At 54.6% G+C, this 18264-nt stretch carries 16 protein-coding genes, 3 tRNA genes and 2 pseudogenes; 13 read left to right on the top strand and 8 right to left on the bottom strand.

All coding sequences use genetic code 11. The features are described from left to right. Nucleotides 1-9: 9 nt before the first annotated feature. Nucleotides 10-85 (bottom strand) — tRNA-Gly (locus IFU29_RS13370). Nucleotides 86-675: 590 nt separating this feature from the next. Here IFU29_RS13370 and IFU29_RS13375 point away from each other — a divergent pair. The 4 genes and pseudogenes from IFU29_RS13375 to IFU29_RS13380 form a co-directional block, all read left to right on the top strand. Next, nucleotides 676-2538, top strand: a pseudogene (locus IFU29_RS13375) (ESPR-type extended signal peptide-containing protein); the annotation flags it as partial. Nucleotides 2539-2667: 129 nt separating this feature from the next. Beyond that, nucleotides 2668-2773, top strand: a pseudogene (locus IFU29_RS22940) (hypothetical protein); the annotation flags it as partial. A gap of 11 nt (nt 2774-2784) precedes the next feature. Further along, complete coding sequence (locus IFU29_RS22945; RefSeq protein ID WP_441004787.1) at nt 2785-3360, top strand: YadA-like family protein; 576 nt, start codon at nt 2785-2787, stop codon at nt 3358-3360. Nucleotides 3361-3420: 60 nt separating this feature from the next. After that, entirely contained in the window at nt 3421-3984 is a 564-nt protein-coding gene (locus tag IFU29_RS13380; protein ID WP_191934346.1) for a tetratricopeptide repeat protein, read from the top strand. 50 nt (nt 3985-4034) lie between these two features. Here IFU29_RS13380 and IFU29_RS13385 read toward each other — a convergent pair whose 3' ends face one another. After that, complete coding sequence (locus IFU29_RS13385) at nt 4035-4505, bottom strand: nucleoside deaminase (protein ID WP_240043783.1); 471 nt, start codon at nt 4503-4505, stop codon at nt 4035-4037. A 111-nt stretch (nt 4506-4616) separates the two neighbouring features. Here IFU29_RS13385 and cynR point away from each other — a divergent pair, with 111 nt between their 5' ends. After that, nucleotides 4617-5513 carry a transcriptional regulator CynR gene (gene cynR, locus IFU29_RS13390; protein WP_191934347.1) on the top strand — a complete coding sequence of 299 codons (897 nt, stop codon included), beginning with the start codon at nt 4617-4619 and terminating at the stop codon, nt 5511-5513. 67 nt (nt 5514-5580) lie between these two features. On the opposite strand, the gene IFU29_RS13395 is transcribed toward cynR, so the two are convergent. From IFU29_RS13395 to orn, 3 genes are all read right to left on the bottom strand, one after another. Next, nucleotides 5581-5656, bottom strand: a tRNA-Gly gene (locus IFU29_RS13395). Nucleotides 5657-5682: 26 nt separating this feature from the next. Beyond that, nucleotides 5683-5758 (bottom strand) — tRNA-Gly (locus tag IFU29_RS13400). Between the two features lie 194 nt (nt 5759-5952). Continuing rightward, nucleotides 5953-6498, bottom strand: coding sequence for an oligoribonuclease (orn, locus tag IFU29_RS13405; protein ID WP_062745700.1), 546 nt, complete (start codon nt 6496-6498; stop codon nt 5953-5955). A gap of 102 nt (nt 6499-6600) precedes the next feature. On the opposite strand from orn, the gene rsgA reads away from it, so the two are divergent. The 3 genes from rsgA to mscM all read left to right on the top strand — a co-directional run bounded on the left by rsgA (nt 6601) and on the right by mscM (nt 12102). Next, nucleotides 6601-7659, top strand: a complete 1059-nt coding sequence (gene rsgA / locus IFU29_RS13410; protein ID WP_191934348.1) for a small ribosomal subunit biogenesis GTPase RsgA — start codon at nt 6601-6603, stop codon at nt 7657-7659. A gap of 198 nt (nt 7660-7857) precedes the next feature. Beyond that, on the top strand, nt 7858-8757 hold the full coding sequence (gene asd, locus IFU29_RS13415; protein WP_191934349.1) for an archaetidylserine decarboxylase: 900 nt from the start codon (nt 7858-7860) through the stop codon (nt 8755-8757). A gap of 9 nt (nt 8758-8766) precedes the next feature. After that, nucleotides 8767-12102: a miniconductance mechanosensitive channel MscM gene (mscM, locus tag IFU29_RS13420; protein ID WP_191934350.1), complete on the top strand. Its 3336-nt coding sequence runs from the start codon at nt 8767-8769 to the stop codon at nt 12100-12102. Nucleotides 12103-12188: 86 nt separating this feature from the next. Here mscM and epmA read toward each other — a convergent pair whose 3' ends face one another. Continuing rightward, nucleotides 12189-13166, bottom strand: coding sequence for an elongation factor P--(R)-beta-lysine ligase (epmA, locus tag IFU29_RS13425; RefSeq protein WP_062745707.1), 978 nt, complete (start codon nt 13164-13166; stop codon nt 12189-12191). Nucleotides 13167-13482: 316 nt separating this feature from the next. Between epmA and frdA the strand changes: the two genes are divergently transcribed. The 5 genes from frdA to IFU29_RS13450 are packed head-to-tail and all read left to right on the top strand — an operon-like array spanning nt 13483 to nt 17348. Next, nucleotides 13483-15273 (top strand): fumarate reductase (quinol) flavoprotein subunit, encoded by a 1791-nt coding sequence (gene frdA / locus IFU29_RS13430; RefSeq protein ID WP_191934351.1) that lies wholly within the window; start codon nt 13483-13485, stop codon nt 15271-15273. Next, entirely contained in the window at nt 15266-16000 is a 735-nt protein-coding gene (locus IFU29_RS13435; RefSeq protein WP_191934352.1) for a succinate dehydrogenase/fumarate reductase iron-sulfur subunit, read from the top strand. Before frdA ends, IFU29_RS13435 begins: the two co-directional genes overlap by 8 nt. Nucleotides 16001-16011: 11 nt before the next feature. Beyond that, nucleotides 16012-16407, top strand: coding sequence for a fumarate reductase subunit FrdC (frdC, locus tag IFU29_RS13440; protein WP_191934353.1), 396 nt, complete (start codon nt 16012-16014; stop codon nt 16405-16407). A 6-nt stretch (nt 16408-16413) separates the two neighbouring features. Continuing rightward, nucleotides 16414-16773 carry a fumarate reductase subunit FrdD gene (gene frdD / locus IFU29_RS13445; protein WP_191934354.1) on the top strand — a complete coding sequence of 120 codons (360 nt, stop codon included), beginning with the start codon at nt 16414-16416 and terminating at the stop codon, nt 16771-16773. Nucleotides 16774-16823: 50 nt separating this feature from the next. Beyond that, nucleotides 16824-17348, top strand: coding sequence for a lipocalin family protein (locus IFU29_RS13450; protein WP_062745728.1), 525 nt, complete (start codon nt 16824-16826; stop codon nt 17346-17348). Between the two features lie 41 nt (nt 17349-17389). On the opposite strand, the gene IFU29_RS13455 is transcribed toward IFU29_RS13450, so the two are convergent. Together IFU29_RS13455 and efp are read right to left on the bottom strand one after the other, a co-directional pair. After that, nucleotides 17390-17521 carry an entericidin A/B family lipoprotein gene (locus IFU29_RS13455; RefSeq protein WP_062745730.1) on the bottom strand — a complete coding sequence of 44 codons (132 nt, stop codon included), beginning with the start codon at nt 17519-17521 and terminating at the stop codon, nt 17390-17392. A 161-nt stretch (nt 17522-17682) separates the two neighbouring features. Continuing rightward, the gene (efp, locus tag IFU29_RS13460; protein ID WP_062745732.1) at nt 17683-18249 is read right to left on the bottom strand and encodes an elongation factor P; all 567 of its coding nucleotides are present in this window, start codon (nt 18247-18249) and stop codon (nt 17683-17685) included. Between the last annotated feature and the right edge of the window lie 15 nt (nt 18250-18264).

Below are 18264 nucleotides of genomic sequence, written 5' to 3' on the forward strand. Positions count from 1 at the left end.
ATTTTTATCTGGAGCGGGAAACGAGACTCGAACTCGCGACCCCGACCTTGGCAAGGTCGTGCTCTACCAACTGAGCTATTCCCGCTGAGGAGTGATGCTGCTTTAATACACTAAAAAGCATGTAACTTATTGATTAAACTGCTTTTTATCTCTCTGTTTCACAGGAGAGGTCGCTATTATGGACCTGTTTACGGGTGCTGGCAAGCCTTGCGGCAAAAAAAATTCAACCGGCTAAAAAAAAACCCGCACTGAGTTACCACACTCGCCTGACACGAGACGCTCCTTATCCCCACCACGTGCTAACGCGCCAGTAAATCAATATGGAACTGGCGTATTAAAATGTGCAGATCAGTATCAACCTCATTAATACTATTACCAAAAAAAGCTATTGGTAATAAAACGATTATTTTACTAAAAACACTGAAAAAATAATAAAATCATTAAAAACCTATAGACAATAATAAAATTAACCTATTAGTTAACATCAATGAATAACAATATCGATAATCACACGCCCTGATTGACATAAAGCCGTTTACATCACTACCATTATTCTGTTAAATCCCACACTGAATGACTGTATTACCAGGAAAAAACAAGGCCCTTTTAAATCAATAAAAAAAGTCAAACCTCCTCTCGTTAGGAAATTACTTAAATTAACGGACTATTATCGATATGAATAAGATATTCAAAGTAATTTGGAATAAAAGCGCCCAGTGTTTCGTGGTGTCTTCTGAGCTGGCAAAAAGTACCGTAAAAAGCGGACGAAAAAAATTAACACCGGCAAGCCAGGGAAGCTCCACGATGTTAAGCTCTTCGCTGCTGGTCTCATCGCTACTGATGGCCATGTCCGGGTCAGCCTATGCGGCTAACGCAGAACCACCAGCAAACAGTATTAACCCGGAATATCAGGCAGCAAATGGATTGATCAGCATTGCTGGCGGTGGTGAAGGCGATGCCCACGCGACAGACAATAAAAATGGCCAGAATGATGAGGCCAACAATGATTATGGTATTGCTATCGGGGCCGGGTCTAAAGGATTCTGGGCCAGCGTGGCCATGGGGGATACCGCCGAAGCACGGTCGCTCTACGGCACCGCCATTGGCCCTAAGGCCTCTATAGACGATGCCTCGGACTATGCCGTTGCACTGGGTAATAAGGCCAGTATAACGGCCAGTAACAACGGGGTGGTATTGGGCTCCAATGCCAGCATAAAGACCAGTAACAACGGGGTGGTATTGGGCTCCAATGCCAGCATAAAGACCAGTAACAACGGGGTGGTATTGGGCTCCAAAGCCAGTCTTACAGATGCCGAGAACTCGGTCGCCATAGGAAATGCAGCGTCCGTTAGTGGGGTTAAAAATGCCGTTGCCATTGGCGCAAACTCAACGGCAACCGCGGCGAATACCGTTTCCATTGGTTCTGAAGAGCATGAGCGAAAACTGGTTTACCTGGCTGACGGCGATATTTCTGCTACATCTAAAGAAGCGGTTAACGGCAGCCAGCTGAATACGACTAACCTGAAGATTGATGCGTTTGACGGACGAATTAACGACAACAATGCCAATATCGATCTCCTGAATAAGGGAAGTGCCGGCGTTATTCAGGCAACCAAAAATGGAAGCACACTGTTCATCGGTTCTAATTTTACAGAAAAAGCAACCACGTTTGATCTGTCCACAACAAAGATTGTAGATGGTAAAAAGGTCACAACCAACCGGAAAATGACTGGTCTGCTGGAGGGCGAAGTCAATGAAAATTCCACCGATGCCGTCAACGGCAAACAGCTGTCTACAGTTAGAAATAGCGTTAGTGCTAACGAGAAAAATATCATCATCAACACCAGTGATATTGATGCACTGAATCAGGGCCAGGCCGGCCTGGTTCAGTTGAGCAATGATGGAAGAGTGGTCATTAGTGACATTGCTAAAGAGGCGAAGATCTTTGACCTTGGCGACCGCAAAATCACTGGCCTGCAGAAGGGCGAAGTCAATGAAAATTCCACCGATGCCATTAACGGTGCGCAGCTGTTTGAAACGAATGCGAATGTCGAAAAAAACACCAGCAATATTACCGACCTGACGCAAAATATCTCTAATATTTCGACTGGCAAAGCCGGTCTGGTGCAGTTAGCTGACGGCGGCAAGAGCCTGGTCTTTAGCGATGCGGCAAAAGAGGCGGATAAGTTTGAGGTCAACCGCACGTTGTCTGGTGTCACTGATGGCAATATCGCAGAAGGCTCAACGGAGGCCGTCAACGGCAGCCAGCTGTTTAACACTGAGCAGGAAGTAAAGCAAAACACCGGTGATATTGCCAATCTGAACACCGGTAAGGCCGGACTGGTGCAGCTGGACGGGGAAAATCTGATTTTCGGCAGCGCGGCTGCCAACGCGATGGTCTTTAATGTCGGAAACCGCACGATCAGCGGTGTAAAAGCAGCCACACTCAGCGCAGACTCAACCGAAGCTGTTAACGGCAGTCAGCTGCATGACACCAATGCCCGCATTGATAAAAACTCCGATGACATTGCCAAACTGGCCGGTAACAGCAGCGGTGGGGGTGCTGGCGGCATGCTGCAAATGAGTGGTGACGGGCAGTCCCTTGTCGTCAGTGAGGCAGGGAAAGGGGCAACCTCGCTCAATTTAGACGGCCTCACCATTAACGGGATTGGCGCAGGCGAGTTAAGTGCGACTTCCACCGAGGCGGTTAATGGTTCTCAGCTGTTTGAAACCAATCAACAGGTTTCTAAAAACACTACCGATATCAGTAAATTAAGCACAGACATCAGCAGTGGTAAAACAGGCGTCACGCAGATTGATGGCGATAAAATCGTCTTCAACGATGGCGGGAAAGGCACAACAACTCTGGATGTCGGCGGGCGTAACGTTGCTAATATCAAAGAGGGTGAGCTGTCCAAAAACTCGAAAGATGCGGTTAATGGTTCTCAGCTGTTTGAGACGAATACTCACGTTGAGCAGAACACGGCAAATATTGAAATTAACCGGACAGATATTAATAAAAACAAGACGGATATTGCCAATAACTCATCAAAAATCACCAACCTTGAAAACGCCTTCTCAGGCATGAATCACTCATTCAGAAGCCTGGCGAAAGAAGTTAACAAGAATAAAAAACGGGCTGATGCCGGGATTGCAGGGGCGATGGCGATGACGGCCATTCCCCATGTATATTCCGACGATTTCTCTTTCGGTATGTCGATGTCAGGTTACCGGGATCAGGGGGCATTAGCCGCAGGGGTGACGGTGAAAACCAGTGAACATACGGCCATGAAAGTGAACTCTTCCTGGGATACCCAAAATGGCGCTGGCGTTGCCGCAGGTTTTGCCTGGGGCTGGTAAGGCTGATTGAATAATGGCCATCGGGAGGAGTCCCGCTGGCCATAAAAGGTGACTATTTCAATGAAGACCATTATCAACGGCCTGATTATTATTATCGTTAGCTCAATCATTTCCACACTGTGTGCGCTCTACTTATCGGATAATAACAACAGCCTTTTTAAACGTTATGACCCCCCTGAAGTTAATAATCAGCACGAAGATGTTATCGAATCACTTAAAAAATCTGCTATTGCCGGTAATATTGAGTCGCAGTTTACACTGGGGACAATCTACTACCTGGGACGTCAGGTTCCCAAAGATGATGTGGCATCACGCTTCTGGTTTAACAACGCCTATAGCAATGGCAGCCTGGAAGCCCAGGTCAACCTTGCATCAATGTATCAATACGGTGAGGGTGGGAATAAGGACCTGAAAAAAGCACTTTCACTCTATGCCGATGCCGCACAAAAAGGTTCCCCCGTTGCTTTTTACAGTCTGGGAAAAATGTATCTGACGGGCGACGTTCTGGAGAAAAATGAGCGCTATGGCCTCTCTTTATTACAGGATTCCTGCACGGCAGGTTACGGCAAAAGCTGTCTTCTGCTGCGACAGCTTGCTCATGCTAATCCTGCGACGCAGCAATAATGCCCCTCAGGTGCATTATTGCTGCCGGTGAACGGCCAGCCTCGCCAGCGTTAAGGGTTCAGCTGCTGCCAGCGCTGAAAAACTGTGATCGCATTGCTGCTTTTCTGCTGGATCATCGGCAGGCGACGCTGTTCGATCGGCTTGCTGTACTCTGCATAGAAGGTATTCAGTTCGAAGTACTTGCGGTTATCCTGATAAAACGGGGCATAGTCTTCACGCGTTGTAAGGTAAATCACCTGCTTCGGACTGCAATAGTAGAGTGAGCCAAGGCACATCGGACAGGGGCTGGCGAGAATGTAAATATCGCAGTCACTGAGATTTTCCGTGCCGAGCCGCGTACAGGCCTGGCGGATAGCCAGAATTTCAGCGTGTGCGGTAGGATCGCTGGTTTGTGCCACCAGATTCGGACTCTCTGCAATAATCTCACCGTCACGCACGATCACCGTCGCAAACGGCCTTCCGCCCTCTTCCACGTTTTTCATTGCCAGATCGACAGTACGCTGTACAAAATCCATCATCATCTCCATGTCTGCTCAGAGTAGGGTTAACGGAGATAAGGCTATGACCGGTTAGCTATAATGTAAAAGACCCATTTATAATGAATGCTATAAGCTGTAATTATAGGAACGCTCATGCTGTTACGTCATATTCACTATTTTCTGGCGGTTGCCGAGCACCGTAGCTTTACCCGCGCGGCGACTGCGTTGCACGTCTCGCAGCCGGCACTGTCACAGCAGATTAAGCAGTTAGAAGAAACCCTGGGCAGCCCGCTTTTTGATCGAAGCGGAAGAGAGATGCGTCTGACCGACGCCGGAGAAACATATCGTCATTATGCGAAGCGGGCCCTGCGCGACCTGGCGGAGGGACAGCGTGCGCTGAATGACGTAGAAAATCTACGGCGTGGAGCATTGCACATAGCCATTAACCCCACCTTCACTCACTACCTGATGGGGCCGCTGATCGCGTCTTTTCACCACCGTTATCCCGACATTACGCTGGAAATACGGGAAATGCCTCAGGAGCAGATAGAGCAGAACCTGGCGGATGACCGCGTGGATTTAGGCATCGGGTTTAACGTACCGGTGCAGACCGGCATCTCCGCTCAGACGCTGTTTACCGAAACGCTGGCGCTGGTCGTCGCCAGCCATCACCCCCAAGCCCGGCATCGCCGTCTGCCGCTTGCGGCGCTGGATAAGGAGAAGCTGGTGCTGCTGACGGCTGAATTTGCCACCCGGGAACAGATTGATCGCTGCTGTCGGAAAAACAACCTGAATCCTCAGGTGTTAATGCAGGCAAACTCACTGAGTGCGGTGATTGAAATTATCCGGCGAACCAGGCTTGCCAGCCTGCTACCGGCAATGACAACCCTGGCGCATCCTGATCTGGTGTCCGTTGAACTCACGCCCCCGCTGCTGGAAAGAACGGCAGTGCTTTTACAAAGAAAGGGAGGATACCAGACCGCTGCGGCAAGGGCATTTGCCGTTCTTGCGCAGGAACAGGGAGATGATTTTCAGCAAGGACAGGCATAAAAAAAGAGCCTTTCGGCTCTTTTTTTACTGGTTCACAGAAAGACGAGTCTGTCTGAAAACGAAATTTTGGAGCGGGAAACGAGACTCGAACTCGCGACCCCGACCTTGGCAAGGTCGTGCTCTACCAACTGAGCTATTCCCGCTTGGGTGGTACTGACTACTTAAAATTTGGAGCGGGAAACGAGACTCGAACTCGCGACCCCGACCTTGGCAAGGTCGTGCTCTACCAACTGAGCTATTCCCGCTCTGGGTACCGACGAAAATTGTTCACCGGTACGGGGTGCGAATTATACGAGTATTTTGCCCTCCCGCAACCCCGTCATGGCAAAATTTTACTTTTTTTTTGCCAACTGCCGATTAAACCGCCATTGCGCTGATTTTTGCAGCATTACCGGGTTAAAAACAGGGCTGTTGGTCCATTTCCCGTTAACGGCCAGCATTACAGCTGGATGAAGTGCTCACGATAGTAGGCCAGTTCCGCCACTGACTCGCGGATATCATCCATCGCCTGATGGGTGCCCTGCTTTTTGAAGCCCGGCAGGATTTCCGGTTTCCAGCGGCGTGCCAGCTCTTTCAGCGTGCTGACATCCAGGTAACGGTAGTGGAAGTAGGCTTCCAGCTCCGGCATATATTTAAACAGGAAGCGGCGATCCTGACCGATGCTGTTACCACAGATCGGGGAGCTGTTGGCGGGAACCCACTGTTCAAGAAAGGCAATCGTCGCCCGCACAGCGGCCTCTTCATCGATCTGGCTGGCTTTAACACGTTCCACCAGGCCACTGTTGGTATGGGTGCGTACATTCCACTCATCCATTAATGCCAGTTGGGCATCTGACTGGTGGACAGCCATCACCGGGCCTTCGGCCAGAATATTCAGATCGGCGTCTGTGACCAGGGTGGCAATCTCAATAATCCGATCCTGCTCCGGGTCCAGGCCGGTCATCTCAAGGTCAATCCAAATCAGGTTGTTAGCATTAGCTGTCATAGTACGTCTCGCGTTGGCCGAAGCGGCATAGTGTCGAATTAAGGTGTATGATAGACGTTTTGCCCTGCCAGGGCGAAATATGCAAAACCGGTGTGAGGAACAGTGACTAAAAACAAACTATCCAAAGGTCAGCAACGTCGCGTGAGTGCCAACCACGATCGTCGCCTGAAACAGCGTGCTGATAAACCTGAGCCAGATGACAATCTGTTCGGTGAAGCGCGCGATGGCGTGGTGATCAGCCGTTTTGGTATGCATGCCGATGTGGAAGATACGGATGGTTCCGTGCACCGCTGTAACATCCGCCGCACCATTCGATCGCTGGTCACCGGTGACCGTGTGCGCTGGCGTCCAGGCGTGGAAGGGGGAGCTACCGTTAAGGGCATTGTTGAAGGCGTGCATGAGCGTACTTCAGTACTGACGCGTCCCGACTTCTATGACGGTGTGAAGCCTATCGCCGCCAATATCAATCAAATCGTCGTGGTGTCAGCGATTCTGCCTGAGTTGTCGCTGAATATCATTGACCGCTATCTGGTGGCGTGCGAAACGCTGGGCGTTGAACCGCTGCTGGTGCTCAACAAAACCGATCTGCTGGATGATGAAGGTCGTGCCTTTGTTAATGAGCAGATGGATATCTACCGCCGTATTGGCTACAAGGTACTGATGGTTTCCAGCCACCGTAAAGAGGGCCTGGCGGAACTGGAAGAGGCGCTGACCGGACGGGTCAGTATCTTCGCCGGACAGTCCGGCGTTGGTAAGTCCAGCCTGCTCAACGCGCTGCTGGGTCTGGAACTCAGCGCGGCGGAGATCCTGACTAACGACGTTTCCGATAATTCAGGCCTTGGCCAGCACACCACCACTGCTTCCCGTCTCTATCACTTCCCGCACGGCGGCGATGTCATTGACTCCCCGGGCGTACGTGAATTTGGTTTGTGGCACCTGGAGCCGGAACAAATCACGCTCGGATTTGTCGAATTCCGTGACTACTTAGGCGGATGCAAATTCCGCGACTGTAAGCATGACACCGACCCCGGCTGTGCCATACGCGAAGCCGTGGATAAAGGTGAAATAGACGAGTCGCGTTTTGTTAACTACCACCTGATTCTGGATACGATGTCTGAAGTGCAGGCGAAAACCCGCCGCTTTAGCAGCGACAAAGACTGACAAAACTGGCCTGATTGACAGGCACGGGGAAGTAAACACAGCGCTCACCGCCAGGCAATAGCCTAAACCTGTGGGCGCTGCTACAATCCGCTCCCTTTATTAGCGCTGTCCCCCTGATTGATCACGTTACAGAATGGCATACTGCGCCTCTGCAACCTGACCCGGGGCAGCTATATCTGATTGAGCCAGGAGGCTAACGTGTTAGATCGTATTAAACTCGGCCTGAATAATATACTGCCTAAAAAAGCCCTGACTGAACTGGCCGGCTGGGGTGCCAGCAAACGGGGTGGATGGCTGACCAAAGCCGTGATTGACGCTTTTGTCTGGTTTTACAAGGTGGATATGAAAGAGGCGCAGAAGCCGGACACCGCCAGCTATCGTACCTTTAACGATTTCTTCGTCCGCCCGCTGCGCGACGAAGCCCGCCCGATCGAAACCGACCCGAATCTGCTGGTTCTGCCTGCTGACGGCGCGATCAGCCAGTTAGGCCATATTGACGGAGAACAAATTTTTCAGGCTAAGGGACATACTTATTCACTGGAAGCACTGCTCGCGGGTAATTCCGCGATGACTGAGATGTTCCGTGACGGTGAGTTTGTCACCACTTACCTGGCGCCACGTGACTACCACCGTGTTCATATGCCTTGTAACGGGATCCTGCGCGAAATGATCTACGTACCGGGCGACCTCTATTCGGTGAACCCGCTGACGGCACAGAACATTCCCAACCTCTTTGCGCGTAACGAACGGGTGATCTGCCTGTTTGATACCGAATTTGGTCCGATGGCGCAGATTCTGGTGGGCGCTACGATTGTTGGCAGCATCGAAACCACATGGGCGGGCACCGTAACGCCACCGCGTGAAGGCGTGATCAAACGCTGGAGCTGGCCGGGTGCGGATGCCGAGGGATCGATCGTCCTGTTGAAAGGTCAGGAAATGGGGCGCTTTAAACTCGGATCAACCGTGATCAACCTGTTTGCTCCTGGTAAAGTTAAGCTGGCAGAAAGCCTGACGGCTGAGAGCAAAACCCGTCTTGGCACGACCCTCGCCATCGCACTGCAAAAAGACAGTGCGGAAGACGTCCTCCATCATCCATAGCGGATAATCATGTCACGTCTGATACTCACCCTTTTGTTAGGCTGGAGCCTGCTCCAGCCAGTTTATGCCGCCAGCGCACCGGAGGCGACGCAGATCAAACAACAGCTGGAAGAGGCGAAGTCAGAAAAAACTTCCGCAAGTCAGACCGCCACCGTCGAGGCCCTGCAGTCCACGCTTAACTGGCTGGATGAATATCAGAAATCGGTGGATCTTACGCAGGATTATCAGCAGGTCATCGACGATTTTCCCAAGCTCTCCCGTGAATTACGCCAGCAGATCGTCACCCTGACAGACAGCAACAAGCCGCTGCGCAGCAACATGAGTGCCGCCGATCTCGATCAGGAGATCCTGCAGGTCAGCAGCCAGCTGCTGGAAGAGAGCCGCCAGGCCCAGCAGGAGCAGGATCGCGCCCGTGAGATCAGCGACTCTCTCTCCCAGCTGCCGCAGCAGCAAACCGATGCCCGCCGCGCGCTGAACGAGATAGAACGTCGCTTACAGGGACAGCCTGCCCCCAACACGCCACTCGGTCAGGCCCAGCTGGCGCAGCGTCAGGCGGAGTCTGCCGCACAAAAAGCCCGCGTGGATGAGCTTGAGCTGGCACAGCTTTCAGCCAACAACCGTCAGGAGCTGGCGCGTATGCGCGCCGAAGTCCATCAGCGTAAAGCCGCCAGCCTGGATGCCTATTTACAGGATTTACGTAATCAACTTAACAGCCTGCGCCAGCGTGAGGCCGAAATGGCCCTGGCCCGCACCGAACAGCTGGCCGAAAACAGCGGTGATATGCCCGCTGGCATCACCGAACAGTTTCGCATCAACCGCGAACTTTCCAGCGCACTAAATCAGCAGGCGCAGCGCATGGACCTGGTGGCCTCGCAGCAGCGAACCGCCGCCAATCAGACCATTCAGGTTCGCCAGGCACTCAGCACCATTCGCGAACAGTCGCAGTGGCTGGGCGTCTCCAACGTGCTGGGCGAAGCGCTGCGTGCCCAGGTGGCCCGCCTGCCGGACATGCCCAAACCGCAGCAGCTGGATAATGAAATGGCCCAGCTGCGCGTGCAGCGCCTCTACTATGAAGATCTGCTCGAGCGTCAGAAATCGCTGCGCCAGCTGCGTCAGGATGACAACAGCGACCTGACGCCTGAACAACGCCGTATCCTTGAAGCCCAGTTGAAAACCCAGCGTGAGCTGCTGACCTCCCTGCTTTCCGGCTGTGACAACCTGATCCTCGGTGTCACCAAACTGAAAGTCGGCAACAGCCAGCTGGTGGATGCGCTAAATGAAGTCAAAGAAGCCACCCACCGTTACCTGTTCTGGACGGCTGATGTCAGCGCCGTGGACTTCAGTTACCCCATCAACCTCGCGCGTGACCTGCACCGCCTGCTGTCGCTGGACACGTTGGGTCAGTTGGGCGGCGCGATGGTGATGATGGTGACCAGCCGCGAAACCGTGCTGCCGCTGCTTGGCGCAGTGCTGCTGGTCGGCTTTAGCATCAGCTCACGCCGCCACTTCCGTAAATTCCTTGAACGCGCCTCCAGTAAAGTCGGCAAGGTGACCCAGGATCACTTCAGTCTCACCCTGCGAACGGTGTTCTGGTCAATTCTGGTGGCACTCCCTCTGCCGGTGCTGTGGGCAGCGCTGGGCTTTGGTTTGCAGCACGCCTGGCCCTATCCGATTGCCATTGCCATCGGTGACGGCGTGACCGCCAGCGTCCCACTGCTCTGGGCGTTTATGGTCAGTAATACTTTTGCCCGTTCGCAGGGGCTGTTCATCGTCCATTTCCGCTGGCCACAAACCCGTGTAGCGCGCGCGATGCGTTTCTATACGCTGTGCATCGGTCTGGTAGTCCCGCTGATGATGATGCTGATCGCCTTCGATAATCTTGAAGACCGCGAGTTTTCAGCCACGCTCGGTCGCCTGTGCTTTATTCTGATTTGCGGTGCCCTGAGCCTGGTGACCGTCAGCCTGAAACGGGCGGGGATCCCCCTGCATCTGGATAAAGAGGGCAACGGCGATAACTTTATTAACCGGATGCTGTGGAATGCGATGATCGCAATCCCGCTGGTCGCGGCCCTCGCCTCCTGTATCGGCTATCTGGCGGCAGCTCAGGCGCTGCTGGCGCGCCTGGAAACCTCGTTAGCGATCTGGTTCCTGCTGCTGGTGATTTACCATATTATTCGCCGCTGGATGCTGATCCAGCGGCGGCGTATCGCCTTCGATCGGGCACGTCAGCGCCGGGCTGAGATCCTTGCCCAGCGTGCGCGCGGCGAAGAGGAACTCGCCGCCCAGCAAACCGCCGCCGACAGCGTGGAGGTAGAAGAGCCGGTGATAGACCTGGATGCCATCAGCGCGCAGTCATTACGCCTGGTGCGTTCAATACTGACGCTGATCGCGCTGGTTTCGGTGATCGTCCTGTGGTCAGAGATCCACTCCGCGTTTGGCTTTATGGAAAATATTCGCCTGTGGGATGTCAGCACTACCGTACAGGGAGTGGAAAGCCTGCAGCCGATCACGCTGGGCTCGGTGGTGATTGCTATCCTGGTCCTGGTGATCACCACCCAGCTGGTGCGCAATATGCCTGCCCTGCTGGAGCTGGCGCTGTTGCAGCACCTCAGCCTGACGCCCGGCACGGGCTATGCCATCACCACCCTGACCAAATATATGCTGATCCTGATTGGCGGTCTGGTCGGGTTCTCCCTGATCGGCATTGACTGGTCGAAACTGCAGTGGCTGGTGGCGGGTCTGACCGTCGGCCTGGGCTTTGGTCTGCAAGAGATCTTTGCGAACTTTATCTCCGGCCTGATCATTCTCTTCGAGAAGCCGATCCGCATCGGGGACACCGTGACCATCCGCGATCTGACCGGTAGCATCACACGCATTAATACCCGCGCCACCACCATTACCGACTGGGACCGCAAAGAGATTATCGTACCGAACAAGGCCTTTATTACCGAGCAGTTTATTAACTGGTCGCTGTCAGACTCGGTCACCCGCGTGGTACTGACCATCCCGGCCCCGGCCGAGGCGAACAGTGAAGAGGTGACCAACGTGCTGCTCACCGCCGCACAGCGATGCAGCTACGTGCTGGAGACACCGCCGCCGGAAGCCTTCTTGGTGGATTTGCAGCAGGGGATCCAGCTGTTTGAGTTGCGCATTCACGCTGCAGAAATGGGGCACCGCATGCCGCTGCGACACGAGCTGCACCAGCTGATCCTGCGGGGTTATCAGGAGCACGGGCTGGAGATGCCGTTCCCACCGTTCCAGGTGCGTATGGAAACGATCGGTCGCAAAACCCCCGCCAGCAACGGCGCGCCTGCGGCACGTAATTATAGATCGGGCGGGTTGTGATGACCCGGCACTGGCCGAAGGTGGCCCTTCAGCCCTGACGCCGGGATCCTGACGGGGCGCACCGACTTTTCAGTGCGCCCTGCGCGCTAACAACGATCGACGGTAAACGCAATCACATCACTGAGCTGTTCGGCCTTCAGGGCCAGCATCACAATACGATCCACCCCCAGCGCCACGCCGGAACATTCCGGCATCCCGTGAGCCAGCGCGTCCAGCAGGTGAGTATCAATCGGCTGCACCGGCAGACCGGCTGCGGCACGTTTGCGGTTGTCCTGCTCGAAGCGCAGGCGCTGTTCGCGGCTGTCGGTAAGCTCACGGAAACCATTGGCCAGTTCAATCCCTTTGAAATAGACCTCGAAGCGCTCTGCCACGCGATGATCTTCCGTGCTGATCTCAGCCAGCGACGCCTGGCTTGCCGGAAAGTGATAAACGAAAGCGGGTTTCTCTTTACCGATCTCAGGCTCCACGCCCAGCATAAACAGCAGCTGTAAAAGCGTGTCGCGATCTTCTTCCCGATGGGCCAGATCGCCTGCGCCCAGCTTCACGGCGGCCTCACGCAGCTGCGCTTTATCGGCCGACAGCGGGTCAATCTCCAGATGACGGATAAACGCCTGCTGATAGGACAGGGTTTCTGCCGGCGCACACTCCAGCACCTGCTGTAAGAGATCGTCCACCTCGTTCATCAGGCGGTACATATCATAGTGTGGCCGGTACCACTCCAGCATGGTGAATTCGGGATTATGGTGACGCCCCATCTCTTCATTACGGAAGCTGCGGCACAGCTGAAAGATCGGGCCACTGCCCGCTGCCAGCAGGCGTTTCATATGGTATTCAGGGCTGGTCATCAGATAAAGATCGATGCCTGCGGCGGCGCCGGGCCCCACAAACCGCGTCTGGAACGGGAACAGATGCACGTCCGTCACCGTTGCCTGGCTCATCGCCGGGGTTTCCACTTCCAGTACGCCGCGATCGGCAAAGAAACGCCGGATTTCAGCCATAATCGCCGCACGCTTCAATAAATTGGCGATGGGTGCACAAGGCCGCCAGCTGGCCGAATCGCTCATCTTTTTCACTCCAAAGTCAGTAGGGGCAGGAAGTCTACCTGTACCAGCAGCAACACACAATTCTACGTCGAAAAAACCAGCAGTGCGTTATCCTTAAAAATAAAGTGGTTTTTATCCGCTACCCGCCTAAATGGCCGAACACATCAAATTAGCGCGTTTTTAACCCGCCTATACTGGGCGGCGACTGGCGGGTCAGAACCACCCGCCGTGCCTCTGGAATCATGTCAAACACTTACATACCTTCACTATTTCGCCCCGCAGGACCCGCTTCAATGGCGATGCGGTGGGAAGTATGTCGGGTATAAGGGAGGAAGCTGTGCAAACCCTGAATGCCGATTTGGTCATTGTTGGAGCCGGTGGTGCCGGGCTTCGTGCCGCGATTGCCGCTGCCGAAGCCAACCCGCGACTAAAGATTGCCCTGATATCCAAAGTCTATCCGATGCGCAGCCACACCGTGGCCGCCGAGGGGGGAGCCGCTGCGGTCACCCAGCAGCAGGACAGCTTTGATTCTCACTTTCACGATACCGTTGCCGGGGGCGACTGGCTGTGTGAGCAGCCGGTCGTGGACTACTTTGTCCAGCACTGTCCGCAGGAAATGGCGCAGATGGAGCTGTGGGGCTGCCCGTGGAGCCGTAAAGAAGACGGATCGATTAACGTGCGCCGCTTCGGTGGAATGAAGATCGAACGGACCTGGTTTGCCGCCGATAAGACCGGTTTTCATATGCTGCACACCCTGTTTCAGACTTCACTGAAATACCCGCAAATCCAGCGCCTGGATGAGCATTTTGTCCTCGACCTGCTGGTAGATGATGGCGTCGCGCACGGTGTGGTGACCCTTAACATGATGGAGGGTACGCTGCTGGAGGTGCGCGCGCAGTCAGTGATCCTCGCCACCGGCGGGGCCGGACGCGTCTACCGTTATAACACTAACGGCGGCATCGTCACCGGCGACGGTATGGGCATGGCGTTTCGTCATGGTGTTCCGCTACGCGATATGGAATTTGTCCAGTATCACCCGACCGGCCTGCCGGGTTCGGGCATTCTGATGACGGAAGGCTGTCGGGGTGAAGGCGGTATCCTGGTCAATAAAGACGGCTACCGTTATCTGCAGGATTACGGCATGGGGCCGGAAACCCCGCTCGGTGAACCGAGGAACAAATATATGGAACTGGGGCCCCGCGATAAGGTTTCCCAGGCCTTCTGGCACGAGTGGCGCGCAGGGCGTACCATCGCCACCCCGCGGGGTGATGTCGTGTACCTTGACCTGCGCCATCTGGGTGAGAAAAAGCTGCGGGAGCGACTGCCCTTTATCTGCGAACTGAGCAAAGCCTACGTGGGGGTCGACCCGATTACCGCCCCTATTCCGGTTCGCCCGACCGCACACTACACCATGGGCGGCATTGAAACCAACGACCAGTGCGAAACCCGTATTCAGGGTCTGTTTGCCGTCGGTGAATGCTCATCAGTCGGATTGCACGGGGCTAACCGCCTGGGATCTAACTCGCTGGCCGAGCTGGTGGTCTTTGGTCGCCTGGCGGGCGAACAGGCTGCACAGCGGGCCTCCCAGCCACATCCACTACGCGACACCGTCCTCAGCGCACAGCGCAACGATATTGAGAAACGCCTGCATGGCCTGGTGAACCAACAGGGCAACGAAAATGCAGCCACCCTGCGCGACGAAATGGGCATGGCCATGGAAGAGGGCTGCGGCATTTATCGCACCACCGACCTGATGCAAAAAACGATCGATAAACTGGCCGAGCTGAAGCAGCGTTTTTCCCGCCTGCGCGTTACCGATACCTCCAGCGTATTCAATACCGAACTGCTGTACGCCATTGAGCTGGCCCACGGGCTGGATGTGGCGGAGTGTATGGCCCATTCGGCCATCCAGCGGAAAGAGTCTCGCGGTGCCCATCAGCGACTGGATGAAGGCTGCACCACGCGCGACGACGAACACTTCCTCGCCCATACCCTGACATTCTACAACCCGCAGGGTGCCCCTGCGGTCGCCTATGATCCGGTCACGATCACCCATCTCCCGCCAGCCGCACGCGTGTATGGCGCGGCCTCTGAGGACAAAACCCCTAAGGAGCCTGCTCATGAGTGAGAGCAAACGCCGTCAGATTGATATTCTGCGTTATAACCCGGAAAGCGATCGCGTTCCGCGCAACGAGATTTATGACGTGCCGTGGGATGAAACCACCTCGCTGCTTGATGCTCTGGGTTATATCAAAGATAACCTCGCCTTTGACCTGTCGTATCGCTGGTCATGTCGCATGGCCATCTGCGGCTCCTGCGGCATGATGGTGAACGGCGTGCCGAAACTGGCCTGTAAAACCTTCCTGCGTGATTACCCGTCAGGAATGAAGGTCGAGCCGCTGGCTAACTTCCCGATTGAACGCGATCTGGTGGTCGATATGACGCACTTTATCGAGAGTCTGGAGGCCATTAAACCCTGGATCATCGGCAACACGCGCGGTGCCAGTGAAGGTCCCGGACGGCAAACTCCGGCGCAGATGGCGAAATACCATCAGTTCTCTGGGTGCATCAACTGTGGCCTGTGCTATGCCGCTTGCCCGCAGTTTGGCCTTAATCCGGAATTTATTGGTCCGGCGGCCATCACCCTTGCCCACCGCTATAACCTTGACAGCCGCGACCAGGGTAAGGCCCAGCGGATGCCGCAGCTTAACGGTATTAACGGCGTCTGGAGCTGCACGTTTGTCGGATTCTGCTCAGAAGTCTGCCCTAAACACGTCGATCCGGCCGCCGCTATCCAGCAGGGCAAAGTGGAAAGCAGCAAAGACTTCCTGATCGCCACGCTCAAACCCCATTAAGGAGGCCATGAATGACCACAAAACGTAATGCGTATATTCGTCCGGTACGGGGAAACTGGTGGCAGGCGCTGCCATTTTACCGTCTGTACATGCTGCGTGAAGGCACAGCTATTCCCGCGCTGTGGTTTAGCATTGAGCTGATTATCGGCCTGTTTGCGCTCAAACTGGGGCCCGCTAGCTGGGCAGGTTTTGTCAGCTTCCTGCAACACCCCATCGTCCTGTTGCTGAACCTGGTGGCGCTGGTCGCCGCCCTGCATCACAGCAAAACCTGGTTCGACCTGGCCCCCAAAGCACAGATTATTATCGTCAAAGGGGAAAAGCTGCCACCGGAGCCGGTGATCAAAGGGCTGTGGCTGGCATTGATTATTCTGAGTGGTGCGGTGCTGGCCGTATCACTGCTGGCCTGAGGAGTCATGATGAAAACACAACCACAACGTTCTGATGAACCGATCTTCTGGGGGTTGTTTGGCGCGGGAGGCATGTGGGCTGCGCTGGTCAGCCCGGTGATCGTTCTGCTGGTTGGGCTGCTGCTGCCGCTGGGCTGGGCCCCCGCAGGAACCTTCAGCTACGAGCGCATTCTGGGTTTCGCCCAGTCACTGCCGGGCAGAGTGATCCTGCTGTTGATTATCGTCCTGCCGCTGTGGTGCGCGCTGCACCGCCTGCACCACAGCCTTCACGATCTCAGACTGCACGTCCCGTCCAGTAAACTGCTGTGCTACGGGATCGCCTCGTTATTGAGCGTGGTGGCGCTGATCGCCGTTATTGCGGTCTAAAAACACAGCACAGGCTATACTTAAGCCATTCAATGATAAAGGAATGGTTTATGTCACTCTGGAAAATGCTCACCGCAGGCGCCGGGGCACTGCTCTCGGTCGCCTGTTCAACCACCCCACCGCAGGGCGTTACCCCTGTGACCGGATTCAACGCCGAACGCTACCTGGGCAGCTGGTATGAGATCGCCCGTCTCGATCACCGTTTTGAACGCGGGCTCGATCACGTTACCGCCACCTACAGCAAGCGAGACGATGGCGGCCTGAAAGTGGTTAACCGGGGCTTTAATACGAAAAAACAGCGCTGGCAGGAGAGCGTGGGCAAAGCCTACTTTACCGGCCCCAGCGATCGCGCCACCCTTAAAGTGTCCTTCTTCGGGCCATTTTACGGGGGGTATAACGTGATCGCGCTGGATAGCGATTATCAGCATGCGCTGGTGTGTGGGCCTAACCGGGAGTACTTGTGGATCCTGTCCAGGACACCACAGTTGGATGCCGGCGTGAAAGCCGATCTGGTGGCGCAAGCCCGTCGTGCCGGGTTTGCCGTGGATAAGCTGATCTGGGTTAATCAGCAATAACGACGTCGGGCCGGTGCAGCGCGCCGGCCCGTCAAAGCAGATTAATTCGTGCTTTTCTGAATTGCCTGACCACCTGCCTCAACATCTTCACCTACGCCACGCGTGGTGTTACAAGCTGAGAGTACGGAAGAGAGCACCAGAACTGAAAGAATGGCAACAATACTTTTCTTCATAGCAATTTCCTTTTAATTAGAGATAAGTACAACGCTATAAGCATAGCTGCATTTTATCCACCTGCCCGTGGTAAGCAGAAAAAAGGTCAGTTTATGAGAAGTTCAGGGGGAGGGAATTGAAAAGATAAGGGCCTGACGGGCAGGCCCCTACTGATTCGGGCTTATTTTACGCGTGAAACGTATTCGCCAGAACGGGTATCGACTTTGATCACTTCACCAATCTGCACGAACAGTGGCACTTTCACTACCGCACCGGTAGACAGCGTTGCTGGCTTGCCGCCCGTCCCCGCAGTATCGCCTTTCAGGCCCGGATCGGTGTCGGTGATTTCCAGCTCAACGAAGTTCGGTGGCAGCACCTGGATCGGCTTACCGTTCCACAGGGTCACGATGCACTCAGCATTGTCGAGCAGCCATTTAGCCGCATCGCCCACGGTCTTCTCTTCAACAGGGTGCTGTTCGAAGGTTTCCGGGTGCATGAAGTGGTAGAACTCACCGTCGTTGTACAGGTAGTTCAGGTTGGTATCAACGACATCAGCGCCTTCAGCGGAGTCGGTAGATTTAAACGTTTTCTCAACGCGCGTTCCGGTCAGCAGACGGCGCATTTTAACGCGTGCGAATGCCTGGCCTTTACCTGGCTTCACAAACTCGCTGGATTCGATGGCATAAGGTTCGCCTTCGAACATGATTTTAAGACCGGGACGGAAATCGTTGCTAGAATAAGTCGCCATGAAGGCCCTCTAAAT

The organism is Erwinia persicina, assembly GCF_014838825.1.
Classification (GTDB): Bacteria; Pseudomonadota; Gammaproteobacteria; order Enterobacterales; family Enterobacteriaceae; genus Erwinia; species Erwinia persicina_A.

Excerpts from the sequence above, each read along its gene's own strand:
- epmA (WP_062745707.1), bottom strand. The coding sequence starts at position 13,166 with ATGAGCGATTCGGCCAGCTGGCGGCCTTGTGCACCCATCGCCAATTTA.
- frdC (WP_191934353.1), top strand. The coding sequence starts at position 16,012 with ATGACCACAAAACGTAATGCGTATATTCGTCCGGTACGGGGAAACTGG.
- IFU29_RS13435 (WP_191934352.1), top strand. The coding sequence starts at position 15,266 with ATGAGTGAGAGCAAACGCCGTCAGATTGATATTCTGCGTTATAACCCG.
- IFU29_RS13450 (WP_062745728.1), top strand. The coding sequence starts at position 16,824 with ATGTCACTCTGGAAAATGCTCACCGCAGGCGCCGGGGCACTGCTCTCG.
- IFU29_RS13380 (WP_191934346.1), top strand. The coding sequence starts at position 3,421 with ATGAAGACCATTATCAACGGCCTGATTATTATTATCGTTAGCTCAATC.
- efp (WP_062745732.1), bottom strand. The coding sequence starts at position 18,249 with ATGGCGACTTATTCTAGCAACGATTTCCGTCCCGGTCTTAAAATCATG.
- cynR (WP_191934347.1), top strand. The coding sequence starts at position 4,617 with ATGCTGTTACGTCATATTCACTATTTTCTGGCGGTTGCCGAGCACCGT.
- orn (WP_062745700.1), bottom strand. The coding sequence starts at position 6,498 with ATGACAGCTAATGCTAACAACCTGATTTGGATTGACCTTGAGATGACC.
- IFU29_RS13385 (WP_240043783.1), bottom strand. The coding sequence starts at position 4,505 with ATGATGATGGATTTTGTACAGCGTACTGTCGATCTGGCAATGAAAAAC.
- frdD (WP_191934354.1), top strand. The coding sequence starts at position 16,414 with ATGATGAAAACACAACCACAACGTTCTGATGAACCGATCTTCTGGGGG.
- mscM (WP_191934350.1), top strand. The coding sequence starts at position 8,767 with ATGTCACGTCTGATACTCACCCTTTTGTTAGGCTGGAGCCTGCTCCAG.
- IFU29_RS13455 (WP_062745730.1), bottom strand. The coding sequence starts at position 17,521 with ATGAAGAAAAGTATTGTTGCCATTCTTTCAGTTCTGGTGCTCTCTTCC.